Below are 22,244 nucleotides of genomic sequence, written 5' to 3'. Positions count from 1 at the left end.
GACGAGCTCGCGGATCAGCGCGAGGCTCGGGTAGACGTGGCTGGGCGCGGTGACGCCGGCCATGACGAGGTGCATGGAAGGTCCTTTCGACTGCGGAGCAGCGGGCGGTACGTCGACCCGGCGCGGCCCGGGAGGCGCGCGCGACGGGTGCCGGTGTGGCGGACGACCGAGGACCTAGAGGAAGGCGGACTGCACGCGACGACCGTAGCAGTTCGCCGCGTGCCCCCGTCCGGACGGGACGGCTACGCGTGCGCGGGCTCGCGCTCGCGCGGCTGCTCGACGCGCCAGTCGGCGGGCTCGGGCTCGCGCAGGATCTCGCGGTGATGGGAGGCCTGCCACGGCCACACCGACGGCAGGCCGTCCTTGCCGATGTACCAGGAGGAGCAGCCGCTGGTCCAGATCGTGTTCGGCAGTGCCTGCTTCATCTCCGCGTTGAACCGCTCGGCGGCCTCGTCGGTCGGGGTCGCCCACGCGATCTCGCCGCGGCGCCACCGCTCGATCCACCCCATCGCGAACGCGCGCTGGGTCTCGCTGATGATGAACAGCGACTGGTTGCCGAACGGCGAGTGCGGCCCGATGAGCATGAAGACGTTCGGGAACCCGGGGATCGCGACGGAGCGGTAGCCGTAGGGCTCCCGCTCGCCCCACGCGTCGGACAGCCGCCGGCCCTCGAGGCCGACGAGCTCCATCGGGCGCACGAACTGGTGGGCGTTGAAGCCGGTCGCGGTGACGATCACGTCCTGCTCGTGCAGGACGCCGTCGGTGGTGACGATGCCGCGCGCCTCGATGTGGTCGATGCCGACGTCGACGAGCTCGACGTCCGGCCGGCGGAACAGCTGGTAGAAGCCCGTCCCGATGATCAGCCGCTTGCACATCGGCAGGTCGTCGGGCGTGAAGCGGCGCCGCAGCTCGGGGTCGCGGACCGTCCAGTCCAGGTGCTTGCGGCACATCCACGACAGCAGGCGGCGCTGCCAGCCGGGCTGGACGACGGCGACGCCGAAGGACCCCTCGGTGAGCTTCTGGTGGCCGGCGAAGAACAGCGGCTCGAGCTGGTCGCCGAAGCGGCGCATCGCCCACTTCGTGAGCCGGGTGTAGCGGCGGTTGGGGATCGGCAGGATCCACTGGGGGGTGCGCTGGTACAGCTCGAAGTGCCCGGCGACCCCGGCGAGGCCCTTGGTGATCTGCATGCCGGTCGAGCCGGTGCCGATGACGGCGACGCGCTTGCCCTCCAGCGGCACGGAGTGGTCCCACTCGGCGGAGTGGAAGCGCGCGCCCTCGAAGTCGTCGAGGCCGGGGATGTCCGGCGTGCGGGTCTCGACGAGGCCGCCGCAGGCGGTGATGACGAAGTCCCACTCGCTGACCTCGCCGGCCTTCGTGGTGAGCGTCCAGACGTGCCGGTCCTCGTCCCAGACCGCCTCGTCGACCTCGGTGCGCAGCGAGATGCGGTCGCGCAGCTGGAAGTCGTCGACGACGCGCTCGAGGTAGGCCCGGATCTCGGGACCCGGGGAGAACACGCGCGACCAGTTCGGGTTCGGCGCGAAGCGGAACTGGTAGTTGCGGGAGGGGACGTCGCAGTGCAGGCCGGGGTAGGTGTTGGCGTGCCAGGTGCCCCCGACGCCGTCCCACTTCTCGAAGATCCGGAAGGTCTCGATGCCGGCCCGGCGCAGGTCGCAGCCCATGCCGATGCCCGACATGCCGGCGCCGATGATCGCGACGCGCGGCGTGCGCAGCTGGGGATCGCTCATGCGCCCCAGCCTACGCCAAAGATGACGCCAGCGTCAACTTTTGACGACGACCGCGGCGTGGATCGCGTCGACCTTCGCGACGAGGTCGGGGACCTGGTGCAGGAGCGCCAGCTCGCCCTCCAGCCGGACGAGCAGCTCGCGCACGTCGCCGAGCGTCGTCGTCGCGTCCTTCAGCGTGCCCGACACCTCGCCGAGCGTGTCGCGGACCGTGTCCAGGGTCTGGTCGACGTGGCCGAGCGTGTCGTCCACGCGCGAGAGCACCGGATCGACGTTGGCCAGCGTGATGTCGACGCGCTTGAGCAGGTCGCCGGCGGGGTTCGGGATGAGGCCCATGCGCGCAAATACTGCACAACCGTAGTTTTTCGTGCAAGGCGCCCCCGTGTCCCGCCGCGCACCCCGGGTACCCCGACGCCATGAGCACTCCGCAGACCCCCTCCCTCACCGGTCGCACCGTGGCCTTCCTCGCCGCCGACGGCGTCGAGCGCGTCGAGCTCGTCGACCCGTGGCACGCCGTCGAGCAGGCCGGCGGCACCCCCGTCCTCGTGTCCCTGTCCGACGGCGAGATCACCTCCATGGACGGCGACATCGACCCGAGCGAGCGCTTCACGGTCGACCGCACCGTCGCCGACGCGCAGGCCACCGACTTCGACGCGCTCGTCCTCCCCGGTGGCGTCGCGAACCCCGACAGCCTCCGCGCCGACCAGGACGCCGTCGCGTTCGTCCGCGCGTTCTTCGACGACGGCCGGCCCGTCGCCGCGATCTGCCACGCGCCCTGGACGCTGATCGACGCGGGCGTCGTCGCGGGCCGCACGCTGACCTCGTTCCCGTCGGTCGCCACCGACCTGCGCAACGCCGGCGGCACGTGGGTCGACGAGGAGGTCCACGTCTCCGACGGCCTCGTGACCAGCCGCAACCCGGACGACCTGCCCGCGTTCTGCGCGACGCTCGTGCGCGAGTTCGCCGACGGGGGTGCGGCCCGCTGATCCGGGGGTAGGCTCCCGGGCAGCGTGACCCGGGAGCCGCTCGAGATCGTCCGCCGCATGTGGGTCCTCCTGCGCGAGGGCGGGCCCGACGCCGCGCTCGAGGTCGTCGCCCCCGACGCCGTCTTCGTCGCCGCCGACGGCCAGCGGTTCGACGGGCACGACGGCATCCGCGCGTTCTTCGCCTCGTTCGACGCGCGCGACGAGCGGTTCATCGCCGCCCCGTTCACGTTCGAGCCGCACGGTGAAGGCGTCCTCGTCGCCGGGCACCGGCGCATCGCCGACGACGAGCAGACCCTCCTGGCCGAGCACCTGCACTTCACCTACCGCACCGACGGCGACGGGCGCATCCACGACATGCGCGCCTTCGGCGACCGCGACACCGCCGCCGCCGAGCTGGCCCGCCATCGGCCCCCGGTACGCTGAACCCGTGGCCGTCCCCGCCCGCCCCGCGACCCCGGTCGCGCCCGAGGACGACGCCCCCGTGGTCACCGACCGGTACGCCGGCCAGCGGTTCCTCGGCGTGAGCCTCGTCGACACGGTCCTGCGCGACTGCGACCTCGCGAACGTCGACGCGCGCCGCGCCCACGTCACGCGCCTGGAGGTCCATCGCTGCCGCGGCACCGGCGCCATGCTCATGGGCACGCGCCTGCGCGACGTCGTCGTGCGCGACTGCCGGGTCGACCTCGCGACCTTCGCGCAGGTGACGATGGAGCGCGTCGTGTTCGAGGACTGCGTGCTGCGGGACAGCTCCTTCGCGGGCGCGCGGCTGCACTCCGTCGCGTTCGTGGACTGCGACCTGGGCAGCGCCGACTTCGAAGGTGCGAGCTGCTCGCGCGTGGAGCTGCGCGGCTGCCGGCTCGAGGGCGTGCGCGGGATCGAGGGGCTCCGCGGCGCCCGGCTGCCCTGGGGCGACCTGCTCGAGCACGCCCCCGTGCTCGCCGCCGCCCTGGGCCTGGGGATCATCGACGAGGAGCAGCCCTGACCGTGTCGATCCTGCTGCTGCTCTTCGGCCTGCTGTCCGTCGCGCTCGTGCTCAACGCGCGCCGGCCCCGGCACGTCTGGTGGACGATCCTCGTGCGCTGGCCCGCCTCCTGGGTCGCGCGGGAGCTCACCCCGCTGCTCGTCGTCGGGGGGCTGCTGCTGACCGCGTTGCTCGCCGCCCTCGGGGCGCTCGACGAGCCGACCGGCGTCGTCGGCGCGCTCCTCGTGCTCGCGTCCGCGACGGTCGGGATCGCGTGGACGCTGACCGCCCGCGGTGCGCGCGTGTCGGTCGCCGGGCAGGTCGCCGAGCTCGACCTCGACGACGAGGACACGACCCACCGCGTGCCCCGGCGGGAGATCGCCCTCCCGCTGCTGATGCTCCGCGCGCGCGACGTGCGGCACGTCCGCGGGGTCCCCTACACCGACGACGACGAGCGGCCGCGGCGCCTGGACGTCTACCTCCCGCGCGAGGACCCCGCTCCCGGCGTGCGGCGCCCCGCGATCGTGCAGGTCCACGGCGGCGGCTGGGTGCTCGGCAGCCGCAAGGAGCAGGGCATCCCGCTGCTCAACCACCTCGCGCGCTGCGGCTGGGTCGGGTTCAACATCGACTACCGGCTCTCGCCGTTCGCGACCTGGCCCGACCACGTCGTCGACGTCAAGCGGGCGATCGCCTGGGTGCGCGAGCACGCCGACGAGTACGGCGTCGACCCCGACTTCGTCGCGATCACCGGCGGCAGCGCCGGCGGGCACCTCAGCGCGCTCGCCGCGCTGACGCCGAACGACCCGCTCCTGCAGCCCGGCTTCGAGGACGCAGACACCACCGTGCAGGCGGCGGTGCCGTTCTACGGCGTCTACGACTTCGTCGACGAGGAGCGCACGAGCCTGCCGCTGCTGCACCCGTGGGTGCTCGAGCCGCTCGTGCTGAAGCGACGCCTGGCCCGCGACCCCGACGCCTTCCGCGCCGCCTCGCCACGCCACCGGATGACCGCCGACGCGCCGCCGATGCTCGTCGTGCACGGGGACGCGGACTCGCTGATCCCCGTCGTGCAGGCGCGCACGTTCGTCGAGGAGCTGCGCGCCGTGTCGCGCGCCCCGGTCGCGTACGTCGAGCTCGCGGGGGGCGAGCACGCCTTCGACGTCATCCCCTCGTGGCGCACCGCGCCCGTGGTCGAGACGATCGAGCGCTTCCTGCGGACGATCCACGCGCGCCGCGACGCCGGGGGCGACCGGCACGCCGTCGAGGGGGACGTGGCCGAGGCGCTGACGGAGTGAGCCGCCGGCTCGTCCTCCTGCTCGCGGTCGTGTGCGGTGCCGCCGTCGCGAACCTCTACTACGCGCAGCCGCTGCTCGACACGATCGCCGGCAAGCTCGACGTCAGCACCGGCCTCGCCGGCGTCGTCGTCACCGCCACCCAGCTCGGGTACGCCGCCGGGCTCGTGCTGATCGTCCCGCTCGGCGACCTGCTCGAGCGGCGCGCGCTGATCGTCCGGCTGCTGCTCGCGTGCGCCCTCGCGCTCGCGCTCACCGCGGCGGCTCCGTCGTTCGCCGTGCTCGCCGCCGCCCTCGGGGCCGTCGGGGTCACCGCGGTCGTCGCGCAGGTGCTCGTGCCGATGGCCGCGACGCTCGCCCCGCCCGAGGAGTCCGGGCGCGTCGTCGGCACCGTCATGAGCGGCCTGCTCATCGGCATCCTCGCCGCCCGGACCGTCAGCGGCGTGCTGTCGCACGCGTTCGGCTGGCGGTCGGTCTACGCGGCCGCCGCGGTCCTGATGCTCGTGCTCGCGCTCGTCCTCTGGCGGGCGCTGCCGCGCCAGCGGATCGCCGCCCAGGTGGAGGGCGGCTACCGCGGGCTGCTGCGCTCGATCCCGGGACTCGTCCGGGAGGAGCCGCTGCTGCGCCGCCGGATGCTCTACGGGGCCGCCGGGATGGCGACCTTCAGCGTGCTGTGGACGTCGCTGACGTTCCTGCTGACCGACGCCCCCTACGACTACGGGGACGCCACCGTCGGCCTCTTCGGGCTGTTCGGCCTCGCGGGCGCGCTGTCCGCGCAGGCGGCCGGGCGGTTCGCCGACCGCGGCCGGCTGCGCGAGGCCACCGGCGGGTTCTGGGCGTGCGTGCTGCTCGGCTGGGCGCTGCTCGCGTTCGGCCGCTCGTCGCTGGCCGCGGTGATCGCCGGGATCGTCGTGCTCGACCTCGGCGTCCAGGGCCAGCACATCTCCAACCAGGCCGCGATCTTCACGCTGCGGCCAGAGGCGCGCTCGCGGCTGAACACCGCCTACATGGCGCACAACTTCCTCTGGGGCGCGGTCGGGTCGGCCGGTGCGGCGGCCGCGTACGCGCTCGCGGGTTGGGGGGCGGTCGTCGCGCTGGGCGCCGCGTTCGCGGTCGTGGCCTTCCTCGCCTGGGTGCGCGAGGATGCCGCCCATGATCCCCAGCACTGAGCTCTTCGACGTCCGTGGCAAGGTCGCGCTCGTCACCGGCGGCTCGCGCGGCATCGGCCTGATGATCGCGCGCGGCCTCGTCGACGCGGGCGCGCGCGTCCTCGTCTCCTCCCGCAAGGAGGCCGACATCGTCGCCGCCGCGCAGGAGATCGGCGCCGAGGCGATCGTCGCGGACGTCTCCACGCAGGAGGGGGCGGTCGCGCTCGCCGACGCGGTGCGCGAGCGCACCGACCGGCTCGACGTGCTCGTGAACAACGCGGGTGCCACCTGGGGCGCGCCGCTGGAGGAGTTCCCGCAGTCCGGCTGGGACCGCGTCAGCCACGTGAACGTCGAGGGGATCTTCCACCTCACCGTCGCGCTGCTGCCGCAGCTGCGCGCCGCCGCCAGCGCCGAGGACCCGGGCCGGGTCATCAACATCGGATCGGTCGACGGGATCAAGGTCCCGCTCACCGAGAACTACTCCTACAGCGCCTCGAAGGCGGCCGTGCACATGCTGACGCGGCACCTCGCCAAGCGGCTCGCGGGCGAGCAGATCACGGTCAACGCGATCGCCCCGGGCCCGTTCGAGAGCAAGATGACCGCGTTCCTGCTCAGCAGCGAGGAGGGGCGCGCCGCCGTCGCGGCCCAGGTCCCGCTGGGACGGATCGGCAGCGACGAGGACGCCGCCGGGCTGACGATCTTCCTGTCCTCGCGCGCGGGGGCGTACCTCACCGGGACCGTCATCCCCCTCGACGGCGGCTGGTCGGGCTGCGGATGAACCGCTGCAGAATGCGCGGATGATGTTCAAGACGGGCGCGAATGGGAACGACCGGGGGAGATGGCCCGCCCCGCCCAGGTCGATCGCACGCTCGCCGCGGCCCCGCAGTCGGTCGCGTACGCGCGCGCGCTGATCGACACGGTGGAGCCCGCCCTGCCGCCCGACGTGCGACAGCGGGCGCGGCTGCTGATGTCCGAGGTCGTCACCAACGCGATCCGTCACGGCGCCGGGACCGCCGTCCGCGTGCAGATCCGCCGCGAGCGCGGCCGGCTCGTCGTCGAGGTCCGCGACGACGGCGAAGGCTTCGAGCCCGACCCCTCCCGTCCGGACCCCTCGCAGGGCTCCGGCTGGGGCGTGCACCTCGTCGCCACCCTCGCCCAGGAGTGGGGCGTGGACGCCGACGGCGGCACCCGCGTCTGGTTCGCGCTCGACGTGGCTGACGAGGAGCTGCACGCCGTGGCGCTGCAGCACCACCGGCCGGGCGGGCTGTCCGCCGCGGTCTGACCCGCCGTCGGCCTCAGCTGGCCCCGGCGATCTCCCCGCGGCCCAGCGCCAGCAGGAGCGCGTCGTTGGCGCCCTCCCCGATCTGCGTCTGCGGCGCGTCGCGACGCAGCCGCGCGAGCTCGTCCCCGGCACGGTAGGAGCGGCTCGCGGACAGGCGCGCGGCGAGATCGACCGCCCAGACCGCGGTGTCCGAGGCGACGACCTTCGCGGCGGTCGACAGCTCGCGCGCGTTCTCGGCCTCCTCGTCGACGGCGAACGCGGCCCGCTCGGTCAGCGACTCGGCCGCCATCAGCCGCGCGCGCAGCTCGCCGACGCGCAGCTGGACGTGCGTGTGGTCGCCGAGCAGGCCGTCCCCGATCTCCCGGCCGGTCGACTCCTGCAGCGCGACGGCGAGCGCCCGGTCGACGATGCCCAACGCACGGCAGGCGACGTTCACCCGGCCGACGCCGAGCGCCCCGAGCATCTGCCGGGCCCCGGCCCCCACGCGGTCGGGGCCGCCGAGGATCTCCGCGGTCGGCTCGTGGTGCGCGGCGAAGCGGTAGGCGGCGGACTCCACCCCGCGGTAGCCGACCTTGTCGATCTCGTCGACCTGCCAGCTCGCGGTGCCGCGCCCGTCGGCGGGCAGCACGACGCACGACAGCTCGCCGTCGACCCGGGCGAGCAGGAACACGACGTCGGCGCTGACCCCGCCCGCGACCCAGCGCTTGCGCCCGCGGAGCGTGAGGCCGTCGCGCTCGGGCGTCGCGGTCGTCTCGAGGCGGGCGAGGTCGCTGCCCGCCTGCGGCTCGGTGATCGAGAACGCGGCGTGCGCGGTCCCGTCGGCGAACCGGGGCAGCCAGCGCTCCCGCTGCGCCGGGGTGCCGTCGCGCACGAGCAGCGCGGTCGCCAGACCGGTCGGGTTGACCGCCCCGGTCAGCGAGATCCAGCCCTGTGACAGCGTCCGCCACACCGGCACCATCGAGGCGACCGTGCGGCCGGCACCGCCGTGCTCGACGGGCACGAGCGCACCGGGCACGCCGAGCGCGACGAGCTGCTCCCAGGCCGTGTCGGGGAGCACGTCGTCGCGGTCCCAGTCGGCGACGTGCGGCAGCACCACCTCGTCGACGAACGCGCCGACCGCGTCCTGGATCGTGGGGGTCGCGAGCTCGTGCGCCGTCATCCGCCCGGTGATGCCCGGACCCCGCGGCCGCGAACCGCGTGCGGGTAGCCTGGCGTCCATGCGCTCCGGCTACGCCCACGTCGCCCAGATCCCCACCCGGTGGGCGGACAACGACGTCTACGGGCACGTCAACAACGTCCAGTACTACGCGTTCTTCGACACGGTCATCAACCAGTGGCTGATCGCCCAGGGCGGCCTCGACATCCACGAGGGCGACGTCATCGGCCTCTGCGCCGAGTCGCACTGCTCCTACAAGGGCCCGTTCGCGTTCCCGGAGACGGTCGAGGCGGCGCTGCGCGTCGGCAAGCTCGGCAGCTCGAGCGTGCGCTACGAGATCGGCCTGTTCCGCGAGGGCGCCGAGGAGCCGCAGGCGGAGGGCTGGTTCGTGCACGTGTTCGTCGACCGCGCGTCGCGCCGGTCCACCCCGATCCCCGACGAGCTGCGCCGCGCGCTGGAGCAGCTGGAGGTGCAGGCCTGATGCGCACCCGTGCCGCCGTCCTGCGGGAGATGGGACTGCCCGCCCCGTACGCGACCTCCGCGCCGCTGACCGTCACCGAGCTGGAGCTCGCGCCGCCCGGTCCGGGCGAGCTGCTCGTGCGCGTGCACGCCGCCGGGCTCTGCCACTCCGATCTGTCGGTGATCGACGGGTCGCGCCCGCGGGTGATGCCGATGGCGCTGGGCCACGAGGCGGCCGGCGAGGTCGTGGCGGTCGGCGGGCGCTCCGCGTTCTCGGTCGGCGACCACGTGGCGCTCGCGTTCGTGCCCGTCTGCGGGGCGTGCGGACCCTGCCAGGACGGGCGCGCCGCGCTGTGCGAGCCGGGCGCCGCCGCGAACGCCGCGGGCACGCTGCTCAGCGGCGAGCGGCGCTGGGTCTCCCCGGAGGACGACGTGATGCACCACCACCTCGGCGTCAGCGCGTTCGCCGAGCACGTGGTGGTCTCCGAGCGCTCCGCGGTGCGGATCGATCCGGCGCTCCCGTACGACCTCGGGGCGCTGTTCGGCTGCGCGGTGCTCACCGGCGTGGGCGCGGCGGTCTACGGCGCCCAGATCCGTCCGGGCGACTCGGTCGCCGTGTTCGGGCTCGGCGGCGTCGGGCTCGCCGCGCTGCTCGGGGCCGTGCTGTGCGGGGCCGGGCGGATCGTCGTCGTCGACCGCGTGCAGGAGAAGCTCGACCTCGCGCGCACGCTCGGCGCCGACGCCGCGGTGCTCGCCGACGAGGACGTCGTCGCCGCGGTCCGCGACGCGACCGGCGGGACCGGGGCCGACGTCGTCCTGGAGACCGTCGGCAACGCCGACGTGCTCGGGCAGGCCTACGCGGCGACGCGCCGCGGCGGCACGACCGTGACGGTCGGCCTGCCGCACCCCGACCGGATGCTGACGATCCCGGCCGTGTCGCTGGTCGCCGAGGAGCGCACGCTGAAGGGCTCCTACCTCGGATCGTGCGTGCCGGCGCGCGACATCCCGCGCTTCATCGCCCTGCACCGTGCCGGCCGCCTTCCGGTCGAGCAGCTGCTGACCCACCGCATCGGCCTCGACGAGCTGAACCCGGCGTTCGACCGCCTCGCGCGCGGCGAGGGCGTCCGGCAGGTCGTCGTCCTCTGAACGCCCGGCCGCGCGACCGCCGTACGTCTCCCCCACCACGCGCGGAGTTCGCACGGCGGTCACCCACCCGCCGACCAGGCCACGCCCCAGCCGCACGCCCCGCGGCGCCCACCGCCGCCCGGGGTCAGGGGCGCCCGTGGCGCTCGCGCAGGCCGCGGGCGATCTCGGCGGCGTCCAGGGCGCCGTCGGCGATGCGGCCGCGCAGGGTGCGCGCGACGACGCGGTCGACCACGGCGGGCAGGTGCCGGGCGGCGGCGATCTGCAGGGCGCCGCCGCGCGTCACTGCCAGGTCGCGGCGCGCCCGCGGCGCCTCGCACGCGCGGACGAGGGTGGCGATGACCTGCGCGATCGGCTCCTCGGTGGAGAAGCCCTCCAGCTGCAGGCCCGCCTCACGCGTGCGGTCGTGGATCGGCGTCTTCACGAACGCCGGGTGCACGCACGTCACCCCGACGTGCGTGCCGTACTCGGCCCGCAGCGCGTCCGCGTACGCGCCGAGCGCCCGCTTGGAGACCCCGTAGGCGGCGCCGAGCGGCAGGCCGAGGAACGACATCCGCGAGCCCAGCAGCACGACCCGGCCGCGGGAGGCGACGAGGTGGTCGATCGTCGCGGCGGTCACCGTCCAGGCGCCGAGGAGGTTCACGTCGAGCATCCGCCGCACGACCTCGCCGGGCGGCGCGCCCGCGCTGGCCGGCCCGCCGATCCCCGCGTTGTTGACGAGCACGTCGACCCCGCCGCCCAGGCGCTCCACCGCCGCCGCGACCGCGGCCGGCACCGCCGCCTCGTCGGTCACGTCGCAGGCGAGGACGTCGTCGCCGTCGCCGCGCAGGTCCAGGCCGACCGTCCGCCAGCCGCGCTCGCGCAGCTGCGCGGTCAGCGCCGTGCCGAACGCGCCGCCAGCACCGGTGATGATCGCGCGCCTCATGCCGCCACCGTCGCGACCCGGGCGGCGCCCGCCTCGAGCTCCGCGGCCAGCTCGTGCATGTAGCGGTCGAAGTCCACGCGCATCGCGGGCCGTCCGCGATCGCCCCAGCGCCGGACCGCGTCGGCGCGGCGACGCGCGCAGTCCGCGGCCATCTCCGCGCGGGACGGGGGCGCCCAGCGGCCGGTCAGCGCGGCGGCCAGCAGCGCGGACTGCCGCTCGACGATCGGGAACGCGGACCCCGTCGACTGCATGTAGCCGACGAAGTGCAGGTCGGGCACGTCGAGGTGGAAGACCCGCTTGTACAGCGGCAGCTCGGTCGGCTCGGGACCCAGCAGCGCCGGGTCCAGGAACGGCATGTCGACCCGGTAGCCCGTGCACCAGACGATCGCGTCGAGCTGCTCGCGCACCCCGTCCGCGAACACGACCCCGTCGGCCTCCAGCCGCGAGATCGCGCCCCGCGGCGTGATCCGCCCGTGGCTGATCCGGCTGAGGATCGTGTCGGAGATCGTCGGGTGGTCCTCGAACAGGCCACGCTGCGGCTTCGGCAGCCCGTAGCGCTCCGGCGGGCCGCTGACGAGCCGCAGCAGCGTCTGCGAGACCGCCTGGCGCAGCGCGAGCGGCACGTGCACCGCCGCCCACGGGCTCGTCACCTGGTCGGCCGGCTTGCCGAGCAGGCGCTTGGGGACGACCCAGCTGCCGTGCCGCACCGACAGGACGACGTGGTCGGCGACGAGCGACAGGTCCGAGGCGATGTCCATCGCGCTGTTGCCCATGCCGACGACGAGGACGCGCCGGCCCTCGAACGCGCGCGCGTCGTCGTAGTCGACGGCGTGCAGCTGCTCGCCCGCGAACGCGTCCGCCCCCGGGTAGGCGGGCTCCGGCCACTTCGGCACCGCGTTGTGCCCGTTGGCGACGACCAGGCGGTCGACCTCCTCGGTGCCGCCGTCGTCGAGCGTGAGCGTCCAGCCGCCCGCCGGGTCGCGCTCGGCCCGGGCGACGCCGCTGCCCGGCCGCAGCCGGTCGGCGAGCCCGAAGTGCTCGACGTAGGACTCCAGGTAGCGGCCCACCGCGTCCCGGGACGGGTAGTCGGCGGTCCCGGGCGGCAGCGGGAAGGCGGCGAACTCCGTGCGCTCGCGCGAGGTGATCAGGTGCAGCGAGCGGTACGCGGCCGTCGGCCGGTCCTCCAGCGTCCACACCCCGCCGACCCGCGCGCCGCGCTCGAACGCGACCGCGTCGAGCCCCGCCGCGGTCAGCTCCCGCACCGCCGCGAGCCCGGCGGGACCCGCTCCGATCACCCCGATCCGCTCCACGGCGCAGAGCCTATCCGCGGGACCCTCCCTGCGAGCCGCGTCGCGGCGGTACGCTCGCCCGATCGCCCCGAGCACCCGCACCGACCGGCCCGACGTGCCCACCAGTCGCATCGCCCGCGCGCTCCGCGCCGAGCGCGACGACCTCGTCGCGGTGCTGCTCGAGCGGCGCGTCGAGGTCCCCGCGTTCGCCGAGCTCGACGACGACGCCGTCGCGCGGCTGGGCGAGGAGGTCGGGGCGCTCGTCGACACGCTCGCCGACGCCCTGGACCACGACCGGCCGCTGGACGTCGAGGACGTCGCCGTGCTGCGCCCGGCGATCGAGGCGCGCGCCGCACGCGGCGACTGGATCGAGCAGACGACGCGCGGCCTGCGGATCGCGCAGCGCACGATCTACGAGCGCGTCGCCGCGATCGCCGGGGAGACCGGGGACCCGGCCGCCGTCGTCCTCGTCGGGGCGCGGCTGCTGGAGCTCATGGACGTCGCGGGCGCGCTCGCCGCTCAGGCCTGGGTCGAGGCCCGCGAGGTCACGCGCAGCGGCGGCACCGAACGGCGCCGGGCGCTGCTCGACACGCTGCTGGAGGGCGGCGACCCCGAGCTGCACGGGCTCGGCGACCTCGCGCGCGACCTCGGCCTCGTGCCCGGCGCGTCGGTCGTCGCGGTCAGCGCCCGCGCGGTGACGACCGCGACCGCCGGGCGCACCCTGACCAGCGCGGTCGGCGCGCTCGCGCGCGCGGGCAAGCCCGTGATGCTGCCGCTCGCCGGCCTCGTCGACGACGAGATCGTGATCGTCCGTCCCGTCGTCGCCGAGGAGCTCGACGACGTCGTCGCCGCGCTCGAGCGCGCCTGGCGGCGACTCGCCGACGGGCCCGTGCGGCTCGCGCTCGGCGTCAGCGCCCGGCACGCGCTGCCCGACGGGGCACGCGACGCGATCGCCGACGCCCGCCGCGCCCGGGCCCGCGTGCCGACCGGCGGCGGCGTCCTCGCCCTCCCCACGCTCGCCCCGCTGGACTGGATGGCGCTGCGCGCCGGGGACACGACGTGGACGCTCGTCCCCGAGCCGCTGCGCCGCTTCCTCGAGGAGGACGCCGCCGACGGCGGCCAGCTGCTGCACACGTTCGCCAGCTACGTCGCGAGCGACCTGAACGTCAAGGTCGCCGCGCGCCGCCTGCACGTGCACGTCAACACGGCCCGCTACCGGCTCGGGCGCATCAGCGAGCGCACCGGCCTGGACCTGCGCAGCCTCGACGACGTCATCGCCCTGCACGTCGCGAGCCTGCTGTTCGAGCGCCGCCGCGGCGACTGAGCCTGCGCGGGTTGTGCGCCGCGCACAGCCCGTCACCCGGTGGGTTCGTCGCCCGCGGACGATGCCTGCACCCCGGCGCGTCGGGGAGGCTCCGTGCATGGCCACCGTCACCGAGCGTCGATCGATCACCGATCCCGTCGTCCTGCTGGTGGACGCGCGGACCCCGACGGAGCGGGAGCTCATCGCCACCTGGGCGGGCGAGCACCATCCCGGGGCCGAGCAGCTCGACCACGACGACCCCGGGCTCGGCCGCCGGCTGGAGCGCGGGGACGACCCGCTGGTCCTGCCCGTGCGGGTCACCTGGCTGCCGCGCGAGCGCGACGGCGACCGCAGCGTCCGGCCCGCCGACCTGCTCGCCCTGACCAACCCGCACCGTCCCTGGTCGCGGCTGCAGGCGCGGATCGCGCGGCGCGAGCCCGACCGCGTCACCGTGACCGCCGGCGAGCCCGCGCACGCGATGGACCTGCGCCGCCGCTTCCGCGCGGAGGCCGGCCGGCCCGGGGGCGGCGGCGAGGCGCTCGGGGCGTTCGTCGCCCGGCAGGGACACCTCGCCTGCGAGCGGGCCGAGCGCGCGATCATCGGGGACCGCTACAAGGTCCCGCGGCTCGTCGCCGAGCAGATCACCGCGTCGAAGGTGTTCCGCGAGAAGGTCGCCGAGCTCGCCACGAGGCTCGACCGTCCCTACGAGGAGGTGCTCGCCGAGGCGACCGACTGCCTCCAGGAGGTCGCCGCCGTCCAGAGCCGCCTGGCGATCGACGCGTGGCGGCTCGTGATGCGGCCGCTGCACGCCAACGCGTGGGACGTCGACGTCGACGTGCAGAGCCTCGAGCGGCTGCGCGAGCTCAACCGCCGCCACGCGCTCGTGTTCCTCCCCAGCCACCGCTCCTACGCGGACCCGCTGGTCCTCGCCCAGGTCCTCCACGACCACGACTTCCCGCGCAACCACGTCCTCGGCGGCGCGAACCTGTCGTTCTGGCCGATCGGTCCGCTGGGCAAGCGCGCCGGCCTGATCTTCATCCGGCGCACGTTCGGCGACGACCCCGTCTACAAGCTCGCCGTCCGCGAGTACCTCGCGCACCTCGCCGCCAAGCGCTTCAACGTCGAGTGGTACCTCGAGGGCGGCCGCACGCGCACCGGCAAGCTGCGCCCCCCGAAGTACGGGCTCCTGCACTACCTCGCGCAGACGCTGCAGGACGAGCGCGTCGAGGACGTCATCCTCGTGCCGACCTCGATGGTCTACGACCAGCTCCAGGAGGTCGGGGCGATGGCCGCCGAGCAGGGCGGCGCGACGAAGAAGGGCGAGGGCCTGGGCTGGCTGGCGAACTACATCCGCGCCCAGCGCACGAACGTCGGGCGGGCGCAGGTGCGCTTCGGCGAGCCGTTCTCGCTGCGCGACGCGCTCGCGGAGGCCGGCGAGGGCCGCGCCCGCCTCGAGAAGGTCGCGTTCCGGATCTGCGACGGGATCAACCGCACCACGCCGCTGGCGTCGACGTCGTTCGTGACGCTCGCGCTGCTCGGCGTCCGCGACCGGGCGCTGACGCTCGAGCAGGTCCGGCGCGTCATCACGCCGCTGCTCGAGCACGTCGAGGCCCGCGAGATCCCCGGCCAGGTCGGGGAGCTGCGCCGGCCCGCCGCGGTCCGCCGCGTGCTCGACGCGCTCTGCGAGGCCGGGGTCGCCCAGTGCTTCGACGGCGGCACCGAACCCGTGTGGCAGATCGCCCCCGGCCACCACCACGTCGCGGCCTTCTACCGCAACGGGGCGCTGCACCACTTCGTCGTCCGGGCGATCGCGGAGCTCGCGCTGCTGCGCGCCGCCAGCGCCGACCCGCCGCCGCAGGACCCGATCGCGGCCGCCACGCAGGACGCGCTCGCGCTCCGCGACCTCCTGAAGTTCGAGTTCTTCTTCGGGCCGAAGGAGCGGTTTCTGCAGGAGCTGCGCGCCGAGATGGCCCACATGGACCCGGACTGGGAGCGGGTCCCGGCCGCCCGGCTGCTCGCCGGTCGCCGCACGCTCGTCGCCGACCGGGCGCTGCGCTCGTTCGTCGACGCGCAGCTCGTCGTCGCCGAGCAGCTCGCCGCGCGCGACCCGCGCGAGGGCTTCGACCGCGCCGCGTTCCTGGACACCTGCCTGGGCGTCGGACGCCAGATGCTGCTGCAGGGTCGCCTGCACGGTGCCGAGTCCGTCTCCCAGGAGCTGTTCGCCTCCGCGTTGCAGCTCGCCGCCAACCGCGACCTCGTCGACCCGGGCCGCGACGAGGTCCGCGTCGCCCGCGAGGCGTGGCGCGACGAGGTCCGCGACGTCGTCGACCGGCTCGCCCGGATCGGCCAGCTCGACTCCGCCCTGCTGGAGGGGGTGCTCGATGACGACGCCGCTTGAGCGCCGCCTGGCCGCGATCGCCGCGGCGCCCGACGGGCCGCAGGTCGGTGCGTTCTTCGACTACGACGGCACCGTCATCACCGGCTACAGCGCCCAGACGTTCTACAAGCACCGCATCCTCACCGGCGACCTCGGCCCGATCGAGCTCGCGCGGACCGCGCTGATGAGCGCGCAGGGGATCGAGTCCGCGGAGGAGTTCGCCGCGTTCCTGGAGCTGTCGCTCGGCGCCTGGAAGGGCCGGCCGCTGCCGGAGATCGAGGCGCTCGGCGACCGCCTGTTCAAGCACGAGATCGCCGGCCGGCTGCACACGGAGGTCTGGGAGATCGTCCGCGCCCACAAGGCCAAGGGCCACACGCTCGCGCTCGCGTCGAGCGCCACGCGCTTCCAGGTCGACCCGATGGCCCGCGAGCTCGACGTCGACCACGTGCTCTGCACGCCGGTCGAGGTCGTCGACGGGATCATCACCGGCCGCACCTCCGGGCCGCCGCTGTGGGCGGACGGCAAGGCGCGCGCGGTCCGCGAGCTCGCCGCGCAGGAGGACCTCGACCTCGACGCGTCGTTCGCGTACTCCAACGGCGGCGAGGACATCGAGTTCCTGGAGACCTGCGGGAACCCGGTCGCCGTCTCCCCCACAAGGTGCTGCGCGCGCATGCGGAGCTCGAGGGCTGGCCGATCCTCGACTGCGTCCCGCGGGGCGGCACGCTGCCGAGCGTCGGCGAGCTCGTCCGCACCGCCGGGTTCTACGGCGCGTTCGCGACCGCGTTCGGCGCCGGCCTCGGCCTCGCGGCCTTGAACCGCAAGCGCGACACGCTGCTCGACATCACCGGCGGGGTCGGGTCCGACCTGGGCCTGTCGATCGCCGGGATCGACGTCGACGTCGTGCGCGGCCACGAGCACCTGTGGAGCGCGCGGCCGTGCGTGTTCGTCTTCAACCACCAGAGCAAGCTCGACCCGATCCTCGTGATGAAGCTCCTGCGCGGCGGCTTCACCGGCGTCGCGAAGAAGGAGGCGAAGAACGTCCCGGGCTTCGGGCAGCTGTTCCAGCTCGCCGGCGTCGCGTTCGTCGAGCGCGGCAACACCGAGCAGGCGAAGGCCGCGATGCAGCCGGCGGTCGACAAGGTCCGCGAGGAGGGCGTCTCGCTCGTCATCGCGCCCGAGGGGACGCGCTCGGCGACCCCGCGGCTGGGCCGCTTCAAGAAGGGCCCGTTCCACATCGCCATGCAGGCCGAGGTGCCGATGGTGCCGATCGTCATCCGCAACGCCGGCGAGGTGATGTGGCGCGGCGCGCAGATGCTGCGCCCCGGCACCGTGGAGATCGTGGTCCTGCCCCCGGTCGACACGTCCGCCTGGGCGGTCGAGACGATCGACGACCACGTCGAGGAGGTGCGCGGCATGTTCGTCGAGACGCTCGAGGACTGGCCGCGCAACGGCCTGCTGGAGCTGGACCGATGAGCCGGCCGGTGCAGGTGACCGTCCTGGGCGGCGGCTCGTGGGGCACGACCGTCGCGTCGCTGGCGGCGGGCAACACGCCGACGCTGCTGTGGGCGCGCAGCGCCGACACGGCCCGCGAGATCAACGAGCAGCACACGAACTCCCGCTACCTCGAGGACCGGGCGCTGACCCCGTCGCTGCGCGCGACGAGCGACCTGCGCGAGGCCGCCGAGCACGCCGACGTGCTCGTCGTCGGCACCCCGTCGCACAGCATCCGCGACGTGCTCGCCGAGGCGGCCCCACACGTCCGCCCGTGGGTGCCGGTGCTGTCGCTCGCCAAGGGCCTGGAGGCCGGGACGCGGCTGCGCCCGACGCAGATCATCGGCGAGACGCTCCCGGGCCACCCGGTCGGGCTGCTCGCGGGCCCGAACCTCGCCCGTGAGGTCCTCGACGGCAAGGCCGCCGCGGCCGTCGTCGCGCTCCCCGACGCGGCGACCGCGTGCGCGCTGCAGCCGCTGTTCGCGGCCCACCTGTTCCGCGTGTACCGCAACGAGGACCTGCTCGGCAGCGAGCTCGGCGGCGTGCTGAAGAACATCATCGCGATCGCCGCCGGGATGGCCGAGGGCCTCGGCGTCGGCGACAACACGCGGGCGATGGTCCTCACGCGGGGCCTCAGCGAGATCACCCGGCTCGGTGTCGCGATGGGCGCGCAGGAGCGGACGTTCGCCGGCCTCACCGGGCTCGGCGACCTGATGGCGACCTGCATGAGCCCGCTGTCGCGCAACCGGCGCGTCGGCGAGGCGCTGGCCCGTGACAAGACGCTCGAGGAGATCACGGCGGAGATGGGCCAGGTCGCCGAAGGGGTGAAGACCGCGCGCACGGTGGTCGAGCTGGCCCGCGAGCACGACGTGCGCATGCCGATCGCGGAGGAGGTCGACGCCGTCGTCAACGACGGCCGCCACCCGCGCGAGGCCTACCGGGGCCTGCGGCGCGCCGCGGCCGAGCACGAGTACCACGAGGTGGCGTGATGGTGAGCACCGACGACCAGACCTGGGGCCAGGCCCGGGAGATGAACGCGCTCGAGGCGCTGATGTGGCGCGCCGAGGGCGACCCGCGGCTGCGCTCCACGATCGTGTCGCTGGAGCTGCTCGACACGACCCCGGACTGGGACCGCTTCGTCGCCGCGTGCGACTGGGCGACCCGGCTCGTCCCGCGGTTCCGCCAGCGCGTCGTGGAGCCCGCGCTCGGGCTCGGCATGCCCGCCTGGGTGGTCGACCGCGACTTCGACCTGCACTACCACGTGCGGCGCGTGCGGCTGGCCGGGGACGGCACCTGGGAGGACGCGTTGCGCGTCGCCGAGCAGATCGCCATGACGCCGTTCGACAAGGCGCGGTCCCCCTGGGAGGCGGTGCTGATCGAGGGCCTGCCCGACGGGCAGTGCGCGTTCCTGCTGAAGCTGCACCACTCGACCACCGACGGCATGGGCGGCGTGCAGCTGCTCGGGATGCTGCACTCGACCACGCGCGAGCACAACGCCGCCAAGCCGCAGCCCGCGCCGCTGCCGCCCGAGCGCACGACGTCCACCGACGTGCTCGCCCGGCAGCTCGTGAAGGACGCCACCGCGGTCCCGCGCGCGGTCGCCGGCGGCCTCGGCCGGCTCGGCGCGCTGCGGCGTCCCGACCGGGCGGCGCGCGACGCCGCCGCGTACGCGTCCTCCCTGCAGCGCGTCCTCGCCGACCCGGACGCGTCGGGCTCCCCGCTGCTGGCCGAGCGCAGCCTGTCGTGGCGGTTCGCGACGCTCGACGTGCCGTTCGCGCCGCTGCGGGCCGCGGCCAAGGCGGTCGGCGGGTCGTTGAACGACGCGTTCCTCGCCGCGCTGCTGGGCGGCTACCGCCGCTACCACGAGGGCTACGGGATGGCGATCGGCGCGATCCCGATCGCGGTCCCGATCTCCGTGCGCCGCGAGGGCGACCCGGCGGGCGGCAACGCGTTCGCCGCCGCCCGCCTGGCCGCCCCGGCCGACGAGCCCGACCCGGTCCGCCGCATGCAGGAGATCGGGCGGATGATGCGCGTCGCCCGGGAGGAGCGCGCGATCGCCGCGGTCGGCGTCGTCGCCCCGGCGCTGTCGCGGCTGCCGTCCCCGCTGATCTCCCAGCTCGCCGGGAACATGACGAAGGCCAACGACCTGCAGGCCTCCAACGTGCCCGGGCTGCGCGAGGAGCGCTACCTCGCGGGCGCGAAGATCCTCAAGGCGTACCCGTTCGCGCCGCTCCCGGGCTGCGCGGCGATGATCACGCTGCTGTCGCACCTGGACGGCTGCTGCATCGGGATCAACTTCGACCCCGCGGCGATCACCGACGAGGAGCTGTTCGTGCAGAGCCTCCGGGAGGGGTTCGACGAGGTCATGGCGGTCGCCGCGTGACCGTCGTCGCCCTGCCCGACCGGCCGGGCGCGGCCCGCCGTCCGGGCGCGATCGTCCTCACCGACGCCCGCACCGACGCCGAGCGCGACCGTGTCGCCGCGTGGGCGCGCGAGACGCACCCGGGCGCCCCGGTCGTGCACCAGGCCAGCCCGACGCTGCCGCGGCTGCTGCGCGAGGCGGGCGACCCGCTGCTCGTGCCCGCGCGCGTCACCTGGATGCCGCCGGAGCCCGTGCCCGGCGCCCGCCCGCGGATCGGCGAGCTGCTGCTGCTCGCGGACCCGGGCGGACCGCTGCGGCGGCTGCACGGCGTCGCGGCCCGCCGCAACCCGGACCGGGCGCGCGTCGTCGCCGGCGAGCCCGCGCACCTGCGGGACCTGCAGCGCCGCTTCCGGGCGGAGGCGGGCCGTGCCGGCAGCGACGACGAGCTCGCCGCGTTCGTCGCGCGGCAGGCGACGCTCGCCGCCGAGCGGGCCGAGCGCGCGGTCATCGGGGACCGCTATAAGGTCCCGCGGCTCGTCGCCGAGCAGATCACCGCCTCGGGGGTCGTGCGCGAGCGGGTGACGGCCCTGGCCCACGAGCTCGAGCGCAGCCCGGAGTCGGTGATGGAGGAGCTGACCGGCTGCCTCGCCGAGCTCGCGACCGTCCAGTCCCGTCTGGGCGAGCAGCTCTACCGGGTGCTGCTGAGCCCGATGCACTCGCGCGCCTGGACCGTCGACGTCGACGTCGACTCGCTCGAGCGCCTGCGCGAGGCCAACCGCGGTGCGGCGCTCGTCTTCCTGCCCTCGCACCGCTCCTACGTCGATCCCCTGGTCCTCAACCAGGTGATGCACGACCACGACTTCCCGCGCAACCACCTGCTCGGCGGCGACAACATGTCCTTCGGGCCCATCGGCGCGCTGGGCAAGCGCGCGGGCGTGATCTTCATCCGCCGCAGCTTCGGCAGCGACCGCGTGTACAAGCTCGCGGTCCGCGAGTACCTCGGGCACCTCGTCGCCAAGCGCTTCAACCTCGAGTGGTACCCGGAGGGCGGCCGCACCCGGACCGGGAAGCTGCGCCCGCCCCGGCTGGGGCTCCTGCACTACCTGACCGCGGCCGTCGAGGAGGGCCGCGCCCCGGACGTGCTGCTCGTGCCGACCTCGATCGTCTACGACCAGCTGCACGAGATCGGCGCGACCGCCGCCGAGCAGACCGGGGCGCAGAAGCGCCGCGAGGGCATGGGCTGGATGGTCGACTACGTCCGCGCGCAGCGCACGAACATGGGCAAGGCGCGCGTGCGCTTCGGCGAGCCGGTGTCGCTGAAGGCGACCCTGGACGGGGTCGGGGACGGCGCCGCCCGCCTGCACAAGGTCGGCTTCGCGGTCATGGACGGGATCAACCGGGCGACGCCCGTGACCTCCACGTCGCTCGTCGGCTTCGCGATGCTCGGCGTGCGCGACCGGGCGCTGACGCTGCGTGAGCTGCAGGCCCTGCTCGCGCCGCTGCTCGACCACCTCGAGCGCGCGGACACACTGCGCACCGTCGACGAGCTGCGGCGACCCGCCGCGCTGCGCGCGACGCTCGACGCCCTGACCGAGGCCGGGATCGTCCGCTGCTACGACGACGGGCTCGAGCCGGTGTGGAAGGTCGACCCCGACCGCCACCACGAGGCGGCCTTCTACCGCAACGGGGCGCTGCACCACCTCGTGCACCGGGCGATCGTCGAGCTGGCGCTGCTGGCGGTGGCGCGCGAGCAGCCCGCCGGCGACCCGATCCAGGCGGCGTTCGAGGACGCGCTGGCGATCCGCGACCTCCTGAAGTTCGAGTTCTTCTTCCCGGAGAAGGACCAGTTCCGCGACAACCTCTACCGCGAGCTCGACCTCATCGACCCCGACTGGCGCGACCACGTCGCCGACACCGAGGTGGCGCGCGCGATGCTGCGCCGCACCGGCACGCTGACCGCGCACCGCGCGCTGCGGTCGTTCTTCGACGCGCAGCTCGTCGTGGCGCGACGGCTGGCCGAGCGCGAGCCGCGCGAGCCGGTGCAGCGCGACGCCTTCCTGCAGGAGTGCGTGCGCGTCGGCCGCCAGCTGCAGCTGCAGGGGCTCGTCCACGGCCCCGAGTCCGTGTCCCGCGAGCTCTACGGCGCGGCGCTCGACCTCGCCGCCAACCGCGACCTCGTCGATCCCGGCCGCGAGGCGCTGCGCCGCGGCCGCGAGGCGTTCCTCGCCGAGATCGAGGAGGTCCTCGACCGCGTCCGGCGGGTCGGCGAGATCGACGACGAGCTGCTGCAGGACGCGCTCGCGCAGGCCTGACCCCCGACCCCGACCCAGG

The 22,244-nt window shown here is 74.9% G+C and carries 21 protein-coding genes; 16 read left to right on the top strand and 5 right to left on the bottom strand.

Going from position 1 to position 22,244, the window contains the following annotated elements:
- Positions 1-242 precede the first annotated feature (242 nt).
- Positions 243-1,745, bottom strand: coding sequence for an NAD(P)/FAD-dependent oxidoreductase (locus GKE82_RS17275; RefSeq protein ID WP_154734143.1), 1,503 nt, complete (start codon positions 1,743-1,745; stop codon positions 243-245).
- Positions 1,746-1,778: 33 nt separating this feature from the next.
- Positions 1,779-2,078: a hypothetical protein gene (locus tag GKE82_RS17270; protein ID WP_107568290.1), complete on the bottom strand. Its 300-nt coding sequence runs from the start codon at positions 2,076-2,078 to the stop codon at positions 1,779-1,781.
- Between the two features lie 80 nt (positions 2,079-2,158).
- On the opposite strand from GKE82_RS17270, the gene GKE82_RS17265 reads away from it, so the two are divergent.
- From GKE82_RS17265 to GKE82_RS17235, 7 genes are read left to right on the top strand one after another with little or no spacing between them, the layout of a single operon-like run.
- Entirely contained in the window at positions 2,159-2,728 is a 570-nt protein-coding gene (locus GKE82_RS17265) for a type 1 glutamine amidotransferase domain-containing protein (RefSeq protein WP_107568289.1), read from the top strand.
- 24 nt (positions 2,729-2,752) lie between these two features.
- Positions 2,753-3,151, top strand: a complete 399-nt coding sequence (locus GKE82_RS17260) for a nuclear transport factor 2 family protein (RefSeq protein ID WP_107568288.1) — start codon at positions 2,753-2,755, stop codon at positions 3,149-3,151.
- A gap of 4 nt (positions 3,152-3,155) precedes the next feature.
- Positions 3,156-3,710 carry a pentapeptide repeat-containing protein gene (locus GKE82_RS30915; protein WP_107568287.1) on the top strand — a complete coding sequence of 185 codons (555 nt, stop codon included), beginning with the start codon at positions 3,156-3,158 and terminating at the stop codon, positions 3,708-3,710.
- Between the two features lie 2 nt (positions 3,711-3,712).
- Entirely contained in the window at positions 3,713-4,981 is a 1,269-nt protein-coding gene (locus tag GKE82_RS17250; protein ID WP_309233677.1) for an alpha/beta hydrolase, read from the top strand.
- Positions 4,978-6,147, top strand: a complete 1,170-nt coding sequence (locus GKE82_RS17245) for an MFS transporter (protein WP_107568286.1) — start codon at positions 4,978-4,980, stop codon at positions 6,145-6,147. The genes GKE82_RS17250 and GKE82_RS17245 overlap by 4 nt, the downstream gene beginning before the upstream one ends.
- A complete protein-coding gene (locus GKE82_RS17240) occupies positions 6,131-6,904 on the top strand; it encodes an SDR family NAD(P)-dependent oxidoreductase (protein ID WP_107568285.1) in 774 nt (257 codons plus the stop codon). The genes GKE82_RS17245 and GKE82_RS17240 overlap by 17 nt, the downstream gene beginning before the upstream one ends.
- Positions 6,905-6,964: 60 nt before the next feature.
- Positions 6,965-7,408, top strand: coding sequence for an ATP-binding protein (locus GKE82_RS17235; protein ID WP_154734142.1), 444 nt, complete (start codon positions 6,965-6,967; stop codon positions 7,406-7,408).
- Between the two features lie 13 nt (positions 7,409-7,421).
- Here the strand turns inward: GKE82_RS17235 and GKE82_RS17230 are convergent, their stop codons facing one another.
- Entirely contained in the window at positions 7,422-8,567 is a 1,146-nt protein-coding gene (locus GKE82_RS17230) for an acyl-CoA dehydrogenase family protein (protein ID WP_158276725.1), read from the bottom strand.
- Between the two features lie 58 nt (positions 8,568-8,625).
- On the opposite strand from GKE82_RS17230, the gene GKE82_RS17225 reads away from it, so the two are divergent.
- Together GKE82_RS17225 and GKE82_RS17220 are read left to right on the top strand one after the other, a co-directional pair.
- Positions 8,626-9,045, top strand: coding sequence for a thioesterase family protein (locus GKE82_RS17225; RefSeq protein WP_154734141.1), 420 nt, complete (start codon positions 8,626-8,628; stop codon positions 9,043-9,045).
- Positions 9,045-10,169: a zinc-dependent alcohol dehydrogenase family protein gene (locus tag GKE82_RS17220; protein WP_154734140.1), complete on the top strand. Its 1,125-nt coding sequence runs from the start codon at positions 9,045-9,047 to the stop codon at positions 10,167-10,169. The genes GKE82_RS17225 and GKE82_RS17220 overlap by 1 nt, the downstream gene beginning before the upstream one ends.
- A gap of 124 nt (positions 10,170-10,293) precedes the next feature.
- On the opposite strand, the gene GKE82_RS17215 is transcribed toward GKE82_RS17220, so the two are convergent.
- Positions 10,294-11,091 carry an SDR family oxidoreductase gene (locus GKE82_RS17215; RefSeq protein WP_154734139.1) on the bottom strand — a complete coding sequence of 266 codons (798 nt, stop codon included), beginning with the start codon at positions 11,089-11,091 and terminating at the stop codon, positions 10,294-10,296.
- Entirely contained in the window at positions 11,088-12,401 is a 1,314-nt protein-coding gene (locus tag GKE82_RS17210) for an NAD(P)-binding domain-containing protein (RefSeq protein WP_309233676.1), read from the bottom strand. The genes GKE82_RS17215 and GKE82_RS17210 overlap by 4 nt, the downstream gene beginning before the upstream one ends.
- A 94-nt stretch (positions 12,402-12,495) precedes the next feature.
- On the opposite strand from GKE82_RS17210, the gene GKE82_RS30910 reads away from it, so the two are divergent.
- The 7 genes from GKE82_RS30910 (at position 12,496) to GKE82_RS17180 (ending at position 22,225) form a co-directional block, all read left to right on the top strand.
- On the top strand, positions 12,496-13,704 hold the full coding sequence (locus GKE82_RS30910) for a CdaR family transcriptional regulator (RefSeq protein ID WP_154734137.1): 1,209 nt from the start codon (positions 12,496-12,498) through the stop codon (positions 13,702-13,704).
- Between the two features lie 97 nt (positions 13,705-13,801).
- Positions 13,802-16,081, top strand: coding sequence for a glycerol-3-phosphate 1-O-acyltransferase (locus GKE82_RS17200; protein ID WP_154734136.1), 2,280 nt, complete (start codon positions 13,802-13,804; stop codon positions 16,079-16,081).
- Positions 16,065-16,874 (top strand): HAD family phosphatase, encoded by an 810-nt coding sequence (locus GKE82_RS28805; protein WP_230316204.1) that lies wholly within the window; start codon positions 16,065-16,067, stop codon positions 16,872-16,874. The genes GKE82_RS17200 and GKE82_RS28805 overlap by 17 nt, the downstream gene beginning before the upstream one ends.
- On the top strand, positions 16,871-17,533 hold the full coding sequence (locus tag GKE82_RS28800) for a 1-acyl-sn-glycerol-3-phosphate acyltransferase (protein ID WP_230316203.1): 663 nt from the start codon (positions 16,871-16,873) through the stop codon (positions 17,531-17,533). The genes GKE82_RS28805 and GKE82_RS28800 overlap by 4 nt, the downstream gene beginning before the upstream one ends.
- Positions 17,530-18,540 carry an NAD(P)H-dependent glycerol-3-phosphate dehydrogenase gene (locus GKE82_RS17190; protein WP_107568275.1) on the top strand — a complete coding sequence of 337 codons (1,011 nt, stop codon included), beginning with the start codon at positions 17,530-17,532 and terminating at the stop codon, positions 18,538-18,540. Before GKE82_RS28800 ends, GKE82_RS17190 begins: the two co-directional genes overlap by 4 nt.
- Positions 18,540-19,934, top strand: a complete 1,395-nt coding sequence (locus GKE82_RS17185; RefSeq protein ID WP_154735230.1) for a wax ester/triacylglycerol synthase family O-acyltransferase — start codon at positions 18,540-18,542, stop codon at positions 19,932-19,934. Before GKE82_RS17190 ends, GKE82_RS17185 begins: the two co-directional genes overlap by 1 nt.
- Complete coding sequence (locus GKE82_RS17180) at positions 19,931-22,225, top strand: glycerol-3-phosphate 1-O-acyltransferase (RefSeq protein WP_309233673.1); 2,295 nt, start codon at positions 19,931-19,933, stop codon at positions 22,223-22,225. The genes GKE82_RS17185 and GKE82_RS17180 overlap by 4 nt, the downstream gene beginning before the upstream one ends.
- The last annotated feature ends 19 nt before the right edge of the window (positions 22,226-22,244 follow it).

Source organism: Conexibacter sp. W3-3-2 (assembly GCF_009707605.1).
Lineage (GTDB): Bacteria > Actinomycetota > Thermoleophilia > Solirubrobacterales > Solirubrobacteraceae > Paraconexibacter > Paraconexibacter algicola.
This window is presented reverse-complemented; position numbering and strand designations above follow the sequence as displayed.